At 48.4% G+C, this 17,980-nt stretch carries 17 protein-coding genes; 3 read left to right on the forward strand and 14 right to left on the reverse strand.

Going from position 1 to position 17,980, the window contains the following annotated elements:
- Positions 1–67 precede the first annotated feature (67 nt).
- Entirely contained in the window at positions 68–466 is a 399-nt protein-coding gene (locus KQI79_RS02085) for a hypothetical protein (RefSeq protein WP_216536563.1), read from the forward strand.
- Positions 467–538: 72 nt separating this feature from the next.
- Here the strand turns inward: KQI79_RS02085 and KQI79_RS02090 are convergent, their stop codons facing one another.
- Together KQI79_RS02090 and KQI79_RS02095 are read right to left on the reverse strand one after the other, a co-directional pair.
- Positions 539–1,174 (reverse strand): DUF1796 family putative cysteine peptidase, encoded by a 636-nt coding sequence (locus KQI79_RS02090; protein ID WP_216536564.1) that lies wholly within the window; start codon positions 1,172–1,174, stop codon positions 539–541.
- Between the two features lie 220 nt (positions 1,175–1,394).
- The gene (locus tag KQI79_RS02095; protein ID WP_216536565.1) at positions 1,395–2,612 is read right to left on the reverse strand and encodes a glycosyltransferase family 4 protein; all 1,218 of its coding nucleotides are present in this window, start codon (positions 2,610–2,612) and stop codon (positions 1,395–1,397) included.
- Positions 2,613–2,792: 180 nt separating this feature from the next.
- On the opposite strand from KQI79_RS02095, the gene KQI79_RS02100 reads away from it, so the two are divergent.
- Both KQI79_RS02100 and KQI79_RS02105 read left to right on the forward strand, forming a co-directional pair.
- Positions 2,793–3,146: a hypothetical protein gene (locus KQI79_RS02100; protein ID WP_216536566.1), complete on the forward strand. Its 354-nt coding sequence runs from the start codon at positions 2,793–2,795 to the stop codon at positions 3,144–3,146.
- A 58-nt stretch (positions 3,147–3,204) separates the two neighbouring features.
- On the forward strand, positions 3,205–4,269 hold the full coding sequence (locus tag KQI79_RS02105; RefSeq protein WP_216536567.1) for a glycosyltransferase family 4 protein: 1,065 nt from the start codon (positions 3,205–3,207) through the stop codon (positions 4,267–4,269).
- Positions 4,270–4,889: 620 nt separating this feature from the next.
- Here KQI79_RS02105 and KQI79_RS02110 read toward each other — a convergent pair.
- From KQI79_RS02110 to KQI79_RS27435, 12 genes are all read right to left on the reverse strand, one after another.
- On the reverse strand, positions 4,890–6,047 hold the full coding sequence (locus KQI79_RS02110; protein ID WP_216536568.1) for a transposase: 1,158 nt from the start codon (positions 6,045–6,047) through the stop codon (positions 4,890–4,892).
- Between the two features lie 388 nt (positions 6,048–6,435).
- Positions 6,436–7,356 (reverse strand): NAD-dependent epimerase/dehydratase family protein, encoded by a 921-nt coding sequence (locus KQI79_RS02115; protein WP_216536569.1) that lies wholly within the window; start codon positions 7,354–7,356, stop codon positions 6,436–6,438.
- Between the two features lie 10 nt (positions 7,357–7,366).
- A complete protein-coding gene (locus KQI79_RS02120; RefSeq protein ID WP_216536660.1) occupies positions 7,367–8,086 on the reverse strand; it encodes a glycosyltransferase in 720 nt (239 codons plus the stop codon).
- On the reverse strand, positions 8,086–8,991 hold the full coding sequence (locus KQI79_RS02125) for an NAD-dependent epimerase/dehydratase family protein (RefSeq protein ID WP_216536570.1): 906 nt from the start codon (positions 8,989–8,991) through the stop codon (positions 8,086–8,088). The genes KQI79_RS02120 and KQI79_RS02125 overlap by 1 nt, the downstream gene beginning before the upstream one ends.
- The gene (locus KQI79_RS02130; protein WP_216536571.1) at positions 8,988–9,815 is read right to left on the reverse strand and encodes a dTDP-4-dehydrorhamnose reductase family protein; all 828 of its coding nucleotides are present in this window, start codon (positions 9,813–9,815) and stop codon (positions 8,988–8,990) included. The genes KQI79_RS02125 and KQI79_RS02130 overlap by 4 nt, the downstream gene beginning before the upstream one ends.
- On the reverse strand, positions 9,812–10,798 hold the full coding sequence (locus KQI79_RS02135; protein ID WP_216536572.1) for a polysaccharide biosynthesis protein: 987 nt from the start codon (positions 10,796–10,798) through the stop codon (positions 9,812–9,814). Before KQI79_RS02135 ends, KQI79_RS02130 begins: the two co-directional genes overlap by 4 nt.
- Positions 10,791–11,882 carry a non-hydrolyzing UDP-N-acetylglucosamine 2-epimerase gene (wecB, locus tag KQI79_RS02140; protein WP_216536573.1) on the reverse strand — a complete coding sequence of 364 codons (1,092 nt, stop codon included), beginning with the start codon at positions 11,880–11,882 and terminating at the stop codon, positions 10,791–10,793. Before wecB ends, KQI79_RS02135 begins: the two co-directional genes overlap by 8 nt.
- Positions 11,883–11,917: 35 nt before the next feature.
- The gene (locus KQI79_RS02145) at positions 11,918–13,354 is read right to left on the reverse strand and encodes a glycosyltransferase family 4 protein (protein WP_216536574.1); all 1,437 of its coding nucleotides are present in this window, start codon (positions 13,352–13,354) and stop codon (positions 11,918–11,920) included.
- Positions 13,355–13,544: 190 nt separating this feature from the next.
- On the reverse strand, positions 13,545–14,717 hold the full coding sequence (locus tag KQI79_RS02150) for a CgeB family protein (protein WP_216536575.1): 1,173 nt from the start codon (positions 14,715–14,717) through the stop codon (positions 13,545–13,547).
- Positions 14,718–14,734: 17 nt separating this feature from the next.
- Positions 14,735–15,838: a glycosyltransferase family protein gene (locus KQI79_RS02155; RefSeq protein ID WP_216536576.1), complete on the reverse strand. Its 1,104-nt coding sequence runs from the start codon at positions 15,836–15,838 to the stop codon at positions 14,735–14,737.
- A gap of 159 nt (positions 15,839–15,997) precedes the next feature.
- Entirely contained in the window at positions 15,998–17,008 is a 1,011-nt protein-coding gene (locus KQI79_RS27430) for a diguanylate cyclase (RefSeq protein WP_253297904.1), read from the reverse strand.
- Entirely contained in the window at positions 16,983–17,627 is a 645-nt protein-coding gene (locus KQI79_RS27435; protein ID WP_253297905.1) for a GGDEF domain-containing protein, read from the reverse strand. Before KQI79_RS27435 ends, KQI79_RS27430 begins: the two co-directional genes overlap by 26 nt.
- Positions 17,628–17,980 lie beyond the last annotated feature (353 nt).

The raw sequence follows: 17,980 nt of genomic DNA on the forward strand, positions 1-17,980 counted from the left end.
TCGTTAGCGACGCCGGTTAAGGCGAACGCCTCGACCAACGTCGCAATAGCCAAGGAGGGATTCCTGTATGCTCATCAAATATTCGCTATCCAGCGGCATCAATCTTGGACAATACGTCTTTCCGCTTCATATCGGCGAGCAAGAAATTTTTTTATCCTTTATTCAGATGCCGAATTTAACCGCCGGCGATCATGTCGTCATCGAGGCCGGAGTCAGCTGGCAAAAGAACTGGGATATCGGGCAACTGCAAATTATCATTCGCAAAGATTCTCCTCATGGGACGATCGTATATCAGGCGGAAGAAACTTGCTTCTCTTCAACTTACAGCACGCTTAGATACGTCGATAGAGAAATTGTCAATCCTTCGCACGCTTACTACCTGTCCGTGAAGTCCACCGATTCGCCGGTAAACCAAGCAAAATTGACAGGTAACGTTTCCTTCGTCGTATCGGCCATGATGCCGTAACCGCCTTGACGCAAATAAGCCTTGATCTCTTTACGACAAAGGGATCAAGGCTTTTCGATTGCTAATGAAAGGTCAAGCGTTCACATATTGAATGCCCTCAAGCAAAATATTCCAATTGGGATCATAGTTGCTTGCATACATATCGAAAGCGGGAAGCTCTACCGAACAAACTTTTTCGAGCGGCCACTCCAAATCGACGATATACGGAACCTGAGTGTAATTGACCAGCAATACGCGAAAATCATGGGTAACCATCGAAGCCAAAACGGATTGCAGTTCGCTTGCTTCCTCAAACGTTCCGTTTAACCTGACAAACAACAGCTTCGGATCGGAGGCCATTTTTTCCAACGTCCGCGCCACGCGCCGATTTAACTTTTCCTTAAACTCCGGATAGCTGGACAAGTAGGAATCCGAACCGGCGCGAATCGGAAAATCATGGCTGGACACCATGTTATAATACGTATCTTGGACGACATAATTCGGATGGTTCGGAATAAAGTCGAGCATCTTCAAATTCGGGAGTTCCATAAAACCCGCAAACCGGTTTTTCAATAACCGGTTCACATCCGACAAATACGCGCTTACCGTCCAATCCAGCACGCCGGCAAACGGCCGCAGCTTGTTCGCTTCCAGTTGAATCGCAGGCGTACAGTTAAATCCCAAGCTAAAAATCGAGTGATAAACCCCCTTAATTTCAGCTAATTTCATGAAGATCCCTCCTACGAAATGAAATCCCAAACATAGAACGGAGCATCCGCTCATTTCATCTGCTTAAGTATCGTTAGCATCTTAGGATCGGGCATAACATAATGTTGAGGCAAACCGGATTTGATTCGATTCCACATCGTATAGTTTACGGACACTTCGGGATTCGAACATTGTATTAAAAAGAGGCCGTTATACAAATCGCTCATGACCTGGAAATGGCTCATTTTTTCCCTCCCCTCAATTCCTCGTACAAATCCAGAAATCGCTGCAGCATCCGGTCGTACGACCAATGATCTATGGCCCATCTTTGCGCTTGAGCCCCCATGTGGCGCCGCAAGGATTCGTCTTCCAGCAGCACATTCAAATAATAGACCATTGCGGTCGTCTTCCCCGTAGGGCAGACGAACCCGGTAATTCCTTGTTCGACCATTTCCGGAATTCCCGCAGCGTCGTTTACAACAGCGGGAAGACCGGCGATTTGCGCTTCAATGAGCGATAAAGGCTGATTATCCAGTATGCTCGGACAGACGAAAATATCGGATATCGCCAACATATACGGAACATCCGTCCTATTTCCCATAAAAGAAACGTAATGCTGCAATCCTAGAACCAAGCTTTGATGATGCAATTTCTCCTGCTCCGGTCCGCTCCCAACAATTCGGCAATGCCAATCTTGGCGGATCGATTTCAATTCCGCCAGTGCGGATAATAAGAAATGAACGCCTTTTATTTCCACCAGACGTCCCGTAAAAATTATCGTTTTCTTCCCTGGTATCCGATCGATTCCGGAAGGGACCGACATTCGCTCCATAAACCGGTTGATATCGTAACCGTATTGAAAAACTCTCACCTTGTCGCTTGGGACGGCAAATTCCTTCACCAATTTGTTCTTCAGCCAATGGGAGGATGTCACCGTCACATCTCCGGAGGACGCGCCCAAATATTCTAATACTTGATGGTATTTCCATCTGCGGGAAAGGCTCAAGTTTTCATCATTTTCGATAAAATGAAGCCTGTATTCCTCCGCCGCCGAGCCGTGCAAACTGGCAATTAACGGCGTTGCGATCGGCTTGACTCTGGAAAACGCGCGAGTGGCGAAAACATCCTGAGTATGGATAATATCGTACTCGTTCAATCCGAAATATGCGGCCGCTATTTCCATACTGAGACATTCGAACTCAAAATGACGAATCCAACCGTCCTCGGCGAGCTCCGGATAAAGCGCAGCATTTATTTTGGCCGACAGCAAAGGCATAATCTGTTCCTTGTGGAGAACCCGATTCGCATTCGAAATATGGTATGTTTGATGCCCTGGACCCGAACTGAACAAATCCACAACATGGCCGAACCCTTCCAACCGGCGCTTCATTTGAGTCATAAACTCCCATACTCCGCCTACATGCGGAGAAATGAAATACGTCGCCAACAATATTTTCATTCCGCTCTCCCCAATCGATATCCGTAGCTTCTTTCCGTCCTTACAATATATTAGCCGCCGTCCCCGAATGCATGGGTATAGTTCCTCAACTCATAAAATACATATTTGTCCAGTCCGTTTTTAGCCATGTATCATATCATAATAATAATTGAAAGAAGCCGATTGGAGTGAAAGGCTGTTATGTCCGTTTTCAAACTAAATTGTTTCCCGGGAGCCGAGTTTGATTCGCGGTACATTCAAGCCGTCGATATCGTCGTTCAAAACCGGGGCGATCTGCCATTTGATATCCTGACCCAAGGTTATATCAACGGCAACATATTCGCTCGTTCCCTACATCATCTCGATCTGTATCCCCAAACCGGATCTATCGTTACGATCGCCGATCTGCGCACGGAATACATGCCTTTTTCCTTTGAATTCGTAACGAACATTATGTCCCCGATATTTACGGATATTACGATCTTCGCCAAAAACAACGGTTCCCCGATCGCAATTATTAACAAAGAGCAGTTAACAATCGCGGATCCGAATTAAACGTAAAACGAAGGGAGAGAAGGCGCGCTATTTCCGCTCTTTCGCCGCGCCGAAGCTCATGAATTTTTTATTTATTCATTACGTTCCGAGCGGCGGTGTCGATTCTTTGAACCGCCATCGATGCCGGGCGCTGCGCAAACTGGGACATACGGGGCATTGTCTCTACTATTCTCCCGGCTCGGGAATGCAAAATATTTCCGATATTCCCACATTTATCGCGAGCGACGACGCCGGACTCATACAAGTTATCGAGCACGGACGGTACGATGCGATTATAGCTACGACCGACTACGGCGCATTTCCGCGATTTCGCAGTCTGGGTTATACGGGAAAATTCATTTTGGAAATCCAGGGATACGGACCGCAGGAAGTCGCGCGAAACGAATTGACGAAAGGAATTGCTTGTATCGCGGAATACGCTTCCGCATTATTAAATCCGAAAACGTTCCATATCGCGGCTCTGTTCGACGAGTTGTTCCCTTACATCCCCAAGTTCCACTTCAACAATCCGTTTGACAGCGAAATGTTTACGTATCGGGAGTTGCCTAAAACGAGCCACCCTATTATCGCTTGGGTCGGGAGAATCGAGGATAATAAAAATTGGAGAGAGTTTTTAACGATCGGAAGCCATTTGATTCATTATTACAATCCTTACATTCGCTTATGGATGTTTGAAGATCCGAATTTAGCGAACGCGCAGGAAAGGGAGCAATTCGAAAGCGAGATCGAGCGGTTGAAATTGAAGCCGTATCTTACGATGTATCAAAACGTGCCGAATGATCAGATGCAAAATTATTTTTCTATGATTGGCGATTCCGGGGGCTTCCTCTGTTTAACGTCCAAAGAAGAAGGCGGGCCTTATTGTGTGCTGGAGGCGATGAGTTGTCGTTGCCCGGTCGTCTCATCGCGGAAAGACGGAGTTGCAAGCACGATTATACACAACGAAACGGGCAAACTATATACGTTAGGCGATATTGTCGAAGCGTTGCAAGAATCCATTTCTTTATTAAGCAACGAACAGCTTAGAGAATCGATTCGCACCGAGTCGCAACGCCTCGTCCGTACCGAGTTTACTCTGGAACGCTATGCGCAAAATTTTATCAATATGATCGAATCGATATAACCCTTTGCGAACCGGGCGGGAAACCGCCCTTCAAACCATTAATAACCCCCCCCCTCCTATTGCCTCCTTTTTAAAACCTTCTAACCACTATCCCATCAGCTCAGAAGCCAATAAAATATAACAATTTTTCATCCCTCTGACCGCTATCCCATCAGCTCAGAAGCCAATAAAATATAACAATTTTTCATCCCTCTGACCGCTATCCCAATCACTCGCTATCCCAACCACTCAGGGGAATTGCATATTCCCATTAAACCCTCTAAACACGATCCCATCAGTAGCGGCGAACCTAGTACTTCTAAACTTAATGTCTCTCTGCGTAGCCATATGAACTAAAAACTAGCAAATCTCAAAACTAAAACTTTATTGCCCCTCTTTAGGGCCGTACTAAATAATCTATATTCCTTTGAAATACAGACACAGCACAAAACAACATCCGATATCCTGGTCGCTCAGAGGTAGTCCCCAACTTAGTGGGCATTAGTAAAACTTATAGTATATCGCTCCTTCAACAAATAGGCGTCGAATTTCAACTTCAATAATCCAATCTCAACAAAACTTTTCGACAGGTTGCAAGAAAGTGTTTCAATGAAAAGTATGCTTCCATACAAGGATCCCCGCTACGCCAGAGTTTCAGCAAGAACTTTTCGAATTTGTCTGCTTTTATGAATAAGGTTTTGCAAATAAAGTTTGTTTCGCTGGTAGCGGCTCAACGTATTTGTTCTTAGATGAGTTGTACTCGTGCCGGTTGTACGCAGGTATTGTCGCGATGCGACGGAGCAAGTCATCGGGCGAGTTGTCATACATAAGTCCAAGAGACTATTCATAATAGGGGCATTGCGGAATTGCATATTTCTGCGAAAACAAAACTCATCCAAATAATATTGCAAATAGGCGGGGCCTATTCCGCGAAACGTCTTATTAATCCATGTTGTCGCTTGATTAAATAACTTCCGCAAATGGGGAAGACGATTGAAATGCATGCGCCCCCGCTCGATGACTACATCGTACGTTTCAGGATCGACATGCTGTTCTGCAAACGCCTTCAAACCGGACTTCCGTAAGCGCATTTCGTCCAGATGTTCAAGAGAGATTTGCTTCATTTTAACGTAAAGCGGCTCTCCTTGCGGGTCGAGGGAGACGCCGACGAGTAAATGATGTTCCTGGGGATGCCGAAATATAGTCGAATTGTAAGGGCGGCCATAGAAATTTTGACCGGCTCGGACGATTCCTGTAAGCGGTTGGTTTGCATCGCCATGACTTATAGCTTGGCGAATCTTATGCAACATCGACCAAGCCGTTTTGTATGTAACGCCGATATACGAACAGAGTTGTACTGCATTGACACCGCAATGTCGCGAAACGAGCCAGATCGCAAAAAGCCATTTGCGCAATGAAGTACGGCTCCCTTCTAAAATCGTTCCGGCTGTAAGAGAAGTTTGATGACGACAGGCGCGGCATTCATATAACGGAAGTCTTCGCGACTCAATCGTATACGCTTGATCATAGCGGCAACGCGGACAATGAAACCCGCCCGGCCACTTCTTTTGGAATAAGTAATCGGCGCAAGCTTCCTCCGTACCAAATTGACGATCAAACATCGCCACAAGGCAATCTGCCGTTGAATCGCTCATGTTCGCCGCATCAGAGCAACTTGAAATGCCATTCGGGTATCCCTCATCCCGATTGCATACAGAGCTTAAATCCCGCTGAACGTCACTAACGAAACGTTCCGACGAAGCGTCCGAATAATCATACTTTCCGGCTCGTTCCTCCACTTATTTCACCCCAATAAGAATAGATGTTCTACTTACATTATACAGAACATTAGTTCGTATTTCAATATAAATATAGATAAAATTACAAAAAATGCAGGTGGGTGAGGTATAGTCGTTAAGACGTTCATCTTCCTTCTTGTTCGATTGTATATTCTCAAGAGGGGTTACTGAGTCAAGGGGATAGTGCTTAGAAGGTTCGATGAGAGTATACTGAGTCGAGGGGATAGTGCTTAGAAAGTTCGATGAGAGGATACTGAGTCGAGGGGATAGTGCTTAGAAGGTTCGATGAGAGAATACTGCCAATGGGAATTGGTTTAAAGAGTCGCATAGCGCTATGTTCGCATGAACACAACCCGCACTTTTCGGAAAGTACGGGTTGGCAGGTTTATTATATGCGTTTGTTGAACAAATGCTCATAGGTTTCGCGCAACCCTTCGCGAATATTATACCTTGCATTCCACCGGAGCGTTTCGCGAGCTTTGCTGTTGCTCAGGCAGCTGTGGCGTATATCGCCCAAACGCGGATCATGGTAGTTGACTTGAAGCGGTTTGTCATGGATGCGCTGAAGCTCGGAAGCGAGCATGTTGACGGATGTCGGTAAGCCTGTGCTAATGTGCACCGTCTCGCCGTCTCCAAACCGCTTTGCCGACAAATTGGCAAGCACGACATCCTTCACGTAAATGAAATCGCGGGTCTGCTCCCCGTCGCCGTGAACGATCAGAGGCAATCCATTCCGAATCCGTTCCATGAATAACGCAACGACTCCGCCTTCGCCCTTTGGCGTTTGTCTGGCCCCGTATACGTTGGCATACCGTAAAATCGTATAACGAATGCCGAAAAGCGCACCAAATATGCGGACATAATTCTCCGCCGTCAACTTAGATATACCGTAAAAAGATATCGGGTTCGCCGGATCGGTTTCCCTGATCGCCGTCCGCTCCAAGTTGCCGTACACGGCCGAGGTGGATGCCAAAATAAATTTGCTCACGCCTGCCTTGACGCACGCTTGAAGCAAATTGACCGTACCAAGCGCGTTGACATGAGCGTCCAGAAACGGATCGCGCACCGATGTTTGGACGTCCGCTTGCGCGGCCAAATGGTAGACGATTTCGGGGCGAATCTGGGCAATCGTTTGCGACGCTTGTTCGAAACGAACGTCCGCTTCGTAAAACTCCGCCGCTCCAGGCACATTCGCTAACGAACCCGTACTCAAATTGTCGATCACATGTACTTCATCGCCTTGCGCAAGCAATGATTCGACAAGATACGAACCGATAAAACCGGCGCCCCCCGTTACGACCGCTCTCATCGACGCCCCCTTACCGGTTAACCAGCTTGGCGATGAAATTGGATAACGGGGCGTGATATCTCTCTCTAGTCTGCGCATATTCCTGCACGACGGCAGGTTGATGCTTCCTCGTTCCCATCTCGTTATGCCAGCGGTAACCGGTCAAACTTTTGTTCAAAAAATAAAAATAATACCCCTTCAATATAATGCGCATCCATAAATCCACGTCATGCGTGTAAGGATAACTTTCGTTAAACAGCCCTACCCGCTCCAGCATGCTTTTTTTCATCATTACCGTACAACCGTTGACCGGATTGTAATGATGCCAAGAACGGTAAAACTCGAGAGCGTTCGGAAACCGGATGCCGACGTCGGCTTCCGTCACATTGCCATGCGCGTCGATATTATCGAAGGAAGTATAACTGATTTTGGCATTTCGGCTTAGCATAAACTCTAGCTGCTGTTCGATTTTGTTCCGGTAAAACAGATCGTCCGAACTTAACCAGGCGATATACTCTCCGGAAGCCATTCTGATGCCGTGGTTTAATGCCGAGGCCGTTCCCCCGTTCGCTTTTCCCAAATAATTCAACTGGCTGCGGTAAGGGGCTATCAATTCCGTATGTTGTGTGGATCCGTCGTCGACGACAATGATCTCGATATGATTATAAGATTGGTTCAGCGCGCTGCGGATCGCTTGATCGACATAAGGACAATTGTAAAACGGAATAACGATCGTTACTCTAGGTTTCATCATTTCACCTCTTGCCGCTTCCTGTAATAGTCAACAATGTCTTGAACGGACGTCTCAAAGGAGATTTGAGGCGTCCAACCAAGTTCTCGCATCAAAGCGGGGTTTGCCGGCACAGGCTCTGTCCGTACATCGTCATTTCCGGCAATTACGGGCACTCGTTTGGAAGCATGACGTTGAAACGCTTCGATCACATCGTCAAGGCGGCGCCATATTCCCGATTCGATCGGATAGACCGTCCCCCTGCTTCCCGCCCGTAAAATAAATCCGTATGCCCGCACGGCATCCCGCACGTCGAGAAAATCCCGCTGTTCTCCGGCGGACGATAAGCGGAAAGGCCCCTCCTTATATCCCCGCTCCATCCGTATCATTTTGCTGGCGAAGAGTGCGCAAATCCCCGTCGAAGGGCCGGGGCCGATCAAATTCGAAGGCTCCGCCAGCATAATATGCTGCTCGAATAAATGCATCCAATGGCGCGCCGCCGTTTGCTGCATCGTCTTGCTCCAACTATATGGATGCGGCGGTTTCTCCGTCCGCGCCAAATCGAATTTCAATTTCGAGCCGACCACGAGAATGCGGCAGTGCGGCAATTCCCGCAGCGCATCCAACAGGATCAGCGTAGACATCATGTTGGTTTCGATATATTGGATCGGATTCGTCCACGATTCGGGAACGGAATTTTTCCCCGCCACATGCAGCACGTAATCGGGACGAACCGATCGTATGGCTTCATACACCTGCTCCTTGACCGTCATATCGCAAACGACCGTCTCTCCGTACTCAGGCGTGTCCCCCGCCTTCCTTACGAGCGCCGCGACTTTCATTCCGATGCTGTCAAAATAACTGCAAGCATGACGGCCGGTAAATCCCGAAGCTCCGGTAACGAGAATCGTGCCGCGCCCGTTCATCCCGACCGCATCCACTGTGCCAGTTCGCGAATCATCTCTTCATAAGGGGGCACGGAATAGTCCAGATCCGAACGGGTGACCGCCAATGTTCGATCGACGGCGATTTCGTCGTCGGGTACGATCTCAACATCGTTCTTGTCGAACGATCTTTGGAACAAACGAAGCAATTCCAGCTTGCTAATACGCTCCGGCGCAACAAGATGGACGAGTCCGTTAACCGGACAGTCAATCCAATGTTCGATCGCCTTAGCGAGTTCGAGCGTCGTGACTCCGTTCCACAACACTTGCCGGTAACCGCGAACGTTGCCTTGTTGCCGCAGAAACCAATGCAACAATCCGATGCAATGCGACCGGACTTCCGGTCCGACGATCGAGGTTCGAACGGTAAGATGGCGGCTGGCGTTCACTTCGCCAAGCGCTTTCGTTCGAGCATACACCGTTATGCCGTCCGGCGCATCCGTTTCGGCATAACCGCCCCGATCGCCGCGAAATACGCAATCGGTGCTAATATGAATGAGCCGCGCCCCGACAGAGTCGGCCGCCGACGCCAGACGATGCGGCAATAGCCCGTTAACGGCATATGCCGCTACCGGATTCCGTTTGGCCGCTTCGTTCAAAATGCCGATCGCGTTCACGATGACATCCGGGCGAACCGTTCGAACGAGCGCCTCCACCATGGAGGGATCCTCCGCGTCGAACAACAATCCGGAATCGTCGGTCTCGTCTCTTGTCGTGTAGAAAACGGAATGTCGGCCGGCGGCGCGAAAATACCCCACCAACATATGGCCAGCCATTCCGTTGCCGCCGAGGACGAGCAATTTCATGACAAAAATCCTCCCCGCACGAGCATGTTCTTGATTTCTTCCTTGTTCATTACATTTTGCGAGGAACTGAAGCTGGTGAATTCTACCGGGGCGCAATGTTCGTACCGCTCCCTTAAACCGGGGATATTGATCGTCGGCAAAATAACCAAATATTGCTCGTCGTAAACGACAGTGGATGTGCTCTCGTATTCGCTCATTAATATTTCATGTATTTTTTCGCCGGGCCTTACGCCGGTTTCCACGATCCGAACATCCGATTTGCCGGAAGCTTCGATTAACACTTCCGCCAAATCGATAATTTTGCAAGTCGGCATCGTCATCACATAAATTTCGCCGCCATAACTCTCTTTTGTCGCTTTAAACAGCAACCGGATCGCATCCTGCAATGTTAAAAAAAAGCGAGTCATTTTTTTGTCCGTCAATCCGATCTGATGTTTCTGTTTAATTTGGTTCATAAATAAGTGAATGACGCTGCCGTTAGTGCCCAGCACGTTGCCGCCGCGCACGCAAACGAATTTCGTGTCCGAACGCAGTAAATTGGCATACACGATTAACTTTTCGCCGATCGCCTTCGTCATGCCGTAAAAATTGGATGGATTCGCCGCTTTATCCGTCGAAATATAGACCGTCTTTTTCACATGATTTTCAATCGAAGCCTCGATCACGTTTTGCGTGCCGATGACGTTCGTTTTTAATGCTTCATAGGGATGATCCTCGCATACCGGCACATGCTTGAGCGCCGCAAGATGGAACACGTAATCCACGTCCTGGCATGCGCGCGAAATCGTCTTTCTGTCGCGTATATCGCCAATAAAAAAACTAAGCCGCGGATCTTCGAAATGACGGCTCATAGCCACTTGACTCGTCTCGTTTCGGGAGAACACGATGATCTCCTTCGGCTTTTGCGGCAGCAGTTGGCTAATCAGTTCGTATCCCCAAGACCCGGTGCCGCCGGTCACCAAAATTCGTTCGTTCTCAAACATCAACCTTCCCTCCAAGCAGAAATTTTACGACTTTTACGGAAACGTCGGTCGCCAAATATCCGTCCGGACACTGCCAGTCGGAAGGCAGTTCCGTCATGATTTTTACGGCCTCCACGATGTTTGCCGCCTTGAGCCCTGAGACGACGTTGCTGCCGCAATCGACCGTTTCCGGCCTTTCCGTCGTATTGCGCATCGTTACCGTCGGAATATGAAAGATACAGCATTCCTCCTGCACTGTTCCGCTGTCCGTCATGACGCAGCGCGCATTCCGTTCCAGCTTGACGAATTCGAAAAATCCGAACGGTTCGTGGAACTCGACTAACGGGTGCATGTCAATGTCCATATATTGCTCCATTCGGGATTTGGTTCGCGGATGGATGCTGCAAACGATTCTCTGCCCGTAAAGCGCGGCGATTTCGTTCAAAGCGCTCATCATTTGGGACAAGTGATCGCGAGAATCTACATTTTCGGCGCGATGGGCTGTCACGAGAAAATAGTTCCGCGGCGATAAGCCCAATTGTTCCAATATATCGTTTTGTTCGATTTGCGGGGCGAAACGGAGCAGCACTTCATAAATGGGATTCCCGGTCAGAACGATGCGTTCGCTTGGAAAGCCTTCGCGCAGCAAGTTCGTTTTGCTCTGCTGAGTGTACGGCATATTGTAAGAGGAAATCGCATCAATAACCCGCCTGTTTTTCTCTTCGGGGACGGCCAAGTCAAAGCAGCGGTTTCCGGCTTCCATATGCACGACGGGAATTCCCATACGTTCCGCGACAATCGCGCATAAAGCGCTGTTCGTATCTCCGAGCAGCAATACTTTATCCGGCTTTTCGCGCAATATGATTTGTTCGATTTCGCCAAACATCGCGGACAGTTGGCTGCCAAAAGATTGCTGCTTCATGTTCAGCCTGTAGTCGGGCGTCCGCAGCTCCAACTGCGTGAAGAAAATATCGCTCAAAGTCGCGGTAAAGTTCTGGCCGGTGTGCACGAGCACATGCTTGTCGGCATACTGATCCAATTTCCGAATAATCAAACTTAGCCGGATAATCTCAGGTCTCGTACCCAAGACAGTCATGATGCGCATAAAAAAATTCACCTTCTTATCGTATGAAAATCGGGCTAGACTCTCGTTCGCACCTTCTTGCGCTTCCGGTTGGCAAGCCGTCTTCTAACGTTGATTCGCTTGCCGATTCTGCGCCTTGCGCTTTTGCGCTTTGCGGCGGCAACTCTTTTTCTGGCAATGGCGGCCTTCCGCTTTAAACGCAGCTTTCTTCCGAGCCTCGCTGCACGTTGCTTCCTTACTCGCATCAATCGCCTTAAGCGCATCGTTTTTCCCGTTCTGCGCGCGGAAAGCGCGCGTCTCGGTCTCGGCGGGCTAAGGGCGTTGATCCGCACAGCCAAATGATTCAAGTTCTTTCGGTAGGATTCGATGCCGAACATCGATTGCACCGTTTGATGATTGGATCGGCCTACTCTGGCTTCGGCATGCGGATCGGCCAGCAACTCGCTGACACATGCCGTCAACTGCTCCACATTCCCTTGCTCGACGACATAGCGATCGTTGCCCGTTGCGCTTTGAATTTCGCTTAGACCGCCCGAACGGTACGTAATGACCGGTTTGCCGAAAATAAGGCCTTCCAAGGCGGTCATACCGAATCCTTCCTGAACTAGACTTGGGACGACCAAAATATCCATCGCCGGGTAAATCGCCTGAATCGAATCTTCAAAACCGCTGAACCGAAAGCGATGCGCGTGTTTCGACCTTTGAATCATCGCGAGACAACGGTTGTAATAGTCCATATCCCTTGGGCTCCCGACGATAATAAATTGCGTATGGGCGAATTTTTCGCAAATTTGGAGCGACATTTTAATAAAATGCTCCAATCCTTTTTCCGGATTGATGAACGTGGAAATATAGCCGATAAGCCGCGTCGACTCGGCAATGCCAAGCTGGTTGCGTCTGGACTTTCTGGCGGCGGGCCATTTCTCGGGCTCGAATTCCTCCATTCGCCACGATGGAGGCAAAATAACGATTTTACGGCGGATCGCGTCGCCGCGAAATGAACGCATCGTCGTATTCGATATGCCGACGATCAGATCCGAATAGCGATCGATAAGCGCAACGGATTGAGCGGTATTCGCATTTTCGTTAATCGTCTCGGTAATTTTCCACACAACCGGAATATGCAGCGTCTTGGCGGCAACCGCCGGCAAAATATGCACGCATGTATTGGTTAACACCACATCGGGGCGTTCCGATTTTAACAGCCGAATTAATTTCGGCAGTTCCGCACATTGCTTCAACCTCTCCAACTGATCCGGCAAATCGGCCGGGGGATCGTAAATAAGAAAAAACAGCGGACACGGCTGAACGACTACTTTAATTCCGTGGGCACGCGCTTGGCGCGAAAGAACCCCTTCTCCCGGCACAACCAGAACGCAATCGTAGAACGGCATCATTTCCCTCGTAAAAAAGAGAAGCAATTTTTCCGCGCCGGTTATGGAGGTTGGGTTGCAGACGTGAGAGAACAATATCATTTTTCGTTTTCTACGCATCGGCACGAATCATACCTAACGGTATGGATTCACCTCCTTTCCCAGGTAGTACAATATATTGAAAGGACATACGTATCGCCACGACATTGAACCCTCCACATTCGTACAATTTCCCTTTCGTATCCCTGCATCGCTTCATGATGCAAGCGATCCGGTACAGCAATTTGTACCGGATCGCGCATCGATTCCTTTACCCGAATATATGGGCCAGCATTTCATTCAATCTTCTGGCATACGTATGCTCGCGCATCGTTCTGGCCAATCCGCGCAATGCGATATCGCGGCGGGCTTCCTCGTTCGCCAAGTAATAATCGATTTTCTCCATCAATTCCTGGGGAGAAGCATACGTCTCAATCTCCACGCCCGGCGTATAGAACCGGGCTAAATCGTCGCGAATATCGGTTAGCTGCAACGTGGCGCATGAACTGATCTCGAATGTGCGCGGATTAGGGGATACCGGGTGTATTTTATTGGTATTGTTATTGACGGAATCGTCATCATGCGACCGGTGCAAGTTAATGACGATCTTCGAACCGTTGTACACTTCCGACGTCTCCTGCGGTCCCATCCATTTGCCCAATTCGATCTTGTCTTTCAGCGTTTCGAACCCTGCAAGCCGATCCCACCATAACCCTGAAATGCTGACGTTCTTGTCTTGCAAATAAGGCACGAGTTGATCGAAAAATCCGACGCGATTCCAATATGCGGAACCGACAAAGCTGATATCGCTGCGAATGGTCGATTGAGTCGGCTTCGGGCGGTATTGCGTCGGCTGAACGGCGAAGGGCAAGTAATATACATTAGGGCAGCCGAGCGATTGATAATAAGGAACGCAGTTCAACTCAAGCGTGAAAACATAATCGTAATGGCCGACCATATTAGACGTGAAATCGGTATAATACGGATCGTCCGTTAGCCAAATCGCGGTGCGGAACCCGAGTTGCCGGATCGACTGCACCTGTTCGGTCGAAAACTCCATGCCGTCGAGCGAGAGCACAAGATCTGGCCGTACTTGGCTTGCAAGATCGGCAACCGGCTGCCGCGGATCGGTCGGAATGAGTTCGGACACCATCCCTTGCAGCGTGCTGATCACGGCTTCGTCGATCGGCGAATACGGAAAACCTTTCCCCGTCGTAACGTACAGAATCCGAATATTGCGAAACGGAACCGGATCTTGAACCGTGTTGACGATGACGTCGGCACGGCCGCGCAAGTAACCTTCGTCAAACCCTTTCTTGAACCCCAATTTCCGCCCTTCTCTGCGGGCTATAGCGGCTGGGCCTAATCTAGTTACGACGATTCTCCGTTTTTTGAGCGCATGGCGCTTTCTCGTTTTTTTCCGACGATGAACGATTAAAGACATGACGACACTCCTTTGCATTATGAAAATATAATTTCAAAAAGGCGATTCAACCGGTCCGCGAACATGTGGTTTTCTCTAGTCGTCCGCAACCCTCTCAGCGCGATAGCAAGGCGTTCTTTTTCATGGCTTAGATAAAATTCGATTTTGTCGCGCAATTCGGATGCCGACGCAAACGTTTCAATATCGGATCCGGGACGGTACAAATGATGCAAATCTTCGCGCACATCGGTAATTTGCAAGGTACCGCAGCCGGAAATTTCATAGGTGCGCGGGTTGATCGACGTGCCGCGAATGTTGCGGCCGTTTCGATTGTCGCTTCCGGCTTCGATCGGCCTATGCATATTGATTACGATTTTGGCCCCATTGTAATAATTCGCCGTCTCTTCAATCGGCGTCCAACCGGGCCGGATATGACGCTTTAACGTTTCGAATCGGGACAGGCGCTCCCAATGTCCTCCGGCGATAACCACTTTCTTGTCAGCCAAATACGGAGCCAATTCGTCAAACAAAGCAACACGGTTCCAAAAGGCGTTTCCAATAAAACAGACATCGCTTTCGTACTCCAATCCCGTGCGGCGCGGATGGAATATCCGGCTGCTTGTGGCGAGCGGCAAATAATGAACTTGGCCGCAGCCGAGACTTCGGTAAAATTCGATGCAATTCATCTCATGGGTGAATATATAATCGTAATGGGGCGCATTGCGTGCCGTATCGTCCGTAAAATACGGATCGTCCGCCAGCCAAACGGCCGTGCGGATTCCGCTGCCGCGAATCCGGTCGAGATGATCGTGATGTTCCTCCGGAAAGACGTGAAGCCCGTTCATAACCAGCAACAGATCGGGCTTCGTCTCCAGTGCCAAATCAAGCATCCGCTGCGGTTCGGCGATTATGCATTCCCGGACGGACGCCTGCAGCGCCTCGATGACCCCGCTGTCGATCGCCTCGAATCCTTGAGGAACATACATCGCCTTCACATCCCGCACCGGGAACGGGCGGGACGCGACTCGCCTCAGTACCGATTGGCACGCTCCCAGACGGTAGCCATGCCTCCAACCGGTTTCGTACCCATGCCGATGCCCTTTGCCCCTGCGTCGGAAAATCTTATCTTTCACAACATTCATCCTGTCCGTCATTGGTTTATAGGTATGTATAAATATATGCGATACAGGCAGACACATCATGGACGCTTATCCGCTAAGATTGAAAATTGGCGAATGTCCAAAAAAACAAAAGACTCTATCTGCGAATGCGTCATTCGCAAATAGAGTCGGATTCTATCGTTATGAAACGGAATTCATTTCTTCCAGTTTAAAATCATACTTGTTCGCGATCATCCGAATGAAGGATTCGACGAACGCTTCGTCGAATTGTTGCCCCGCACAACGCCGCAGTTCTTGTATCGCTTCATCGAACGTCTTCGTTTTCTGATAAGGCCTTTCCGTCGTCATGGCGTCGAACGAATCGATTACGCATAATATGCGTGCCAGCTTCGGAATATCGTCGCCGGCCAGGCCGTACGGGTAACCTTTGCCGTCAACGCGTTCATGATGCAGCTCCACCAGCGGAATCAGATCCGAATATTTATCGATGGCGGATACGATTTCTTTTCCCCATATAACATGTTTCTTCACGATGCTCCATTCTTCGGCGGTCAACTTCTCTTTCTTCTGCAAAATATGCTTCGGCACTTCTAACTTACCGATATCGTGGAACAGCGCTCCCAAAATTAACGTTCTCTTCTCGGCATCGCTGAGCGGAATATAATCGCATAGATCCATGGCGTACGTGAATACTCTTTTGCTATGCTGGAACGTATAAATATCTTTCGATAGGAAGATTTTCAATTGCTGCTCGATTTCCTGTATATCTTGCTCGATATCGATCGTCTTGGAAATCGGCGACTGTTCGTTATAAATATGTACAAGGTTTTTGCCTTGGGCTTTCGCATAATACAGCGCTTGATCGGCTTTATCCATTAGTTGCGACTTATCATAAATTCCCCCCGTATACTCGATAATTCCGGCCGAAAACGTAAGGCAGCCGTGCGGGAAAATTTCAACGCCTTCGAAATAGGAATCGTTAACCTTTTTCCTCAAGGAATTGATAAAAGAGAATGTTTCCCTTTCCCGTTTGCCCGGCAGCAATATCGTAAATTCGTCGCCTCCGTGACGCCCTGCGATATAATGATGGGGATCGCATTCCTGCAAAAGCAATTTGCTGAAAAACTCAAGCAGCTTGTCGCCTTTCAGATGGCCGAACGTGTCGTTATATTTTTTTGAAGCTGTCCACATCCAAAATAACGAGACTTAAGGGAGAGCCTGACGCCTTCGCTTGGGCGAGCTCCTTTTCCAGCAGTTCTTCGAAATAACCGTGGTTGAACAAATTGGTGCGCGGGTCTCTCGCGGCCTTATCCGAAACTTCCTGATACAAGCGAAACAGCTGTTTAAACGAGACGGACAACAGGACGGCGATGATTAAAAACAGAAACAATCCGAAATAAAAATGCGTCTCGAACATCATCGTTAACATTAAGGAAAGCAGTAACGTGCTTATATAGGCGGTTATCGTTTCTTTAACGAATCCATGGATAACCTGGAACAAGCTTTTTTTAATTAACAACATAAAATAAATTCCGAGCGCAATGACATTAACGGTAAAATATGCGGTCATAGCCAAAAGATAAGAATATAGCGCAGTCGGCTCCATCGGACCTGTATGTCCTCCCGTTTGCACGAATACGTAATGGGCCGAAACGATCATTAAAGCATAGACGGCGAAATTGATAATATGTTTCCACCAAACGATTCTTCGTTGATATAGTATATAAATCACTGAACTGATTAACAGTACATTGAGAGATAATTGCAATCCAAAAGTGAAAATACAAGCCAAGTACAATGCCGAATCCATCGATTGAGCATTTCCCTCAGGAGGCAAACGGAATAAAACCTGATTTAATAGCAATATCGATCCCGTGAGTGAAAACAACAATACCCAACCGGATGTCGAAGGCAATTGAATTTGAGAATTTAGCATAAACACGAGAATCCCCACGAAACATAGACCTGTTAAATACAGATTGGATGGGATTGTAAAATACGATTTCAACTTAGCTGTATGATTCATATTCAAATTTCTACCTTTCCTAGAGAAGGTGAAAAGGAAGAAGCATAATCACTTCTTCCTCGGTGGGGCCTTCCGACTTAAGATTATACTAGTCTATAGCCGGAAGTTAGAGCAATAACCAGAGATGCAACGATCGC

Source organism: Paenibacillus sp. MSJ-34, from assembly GCF_018918005.1.
Classification (GTDB): Bacteria; Bacillota; Bacilli; order Paenibacillales; family Paenibacillaceae; genus MSJ-34.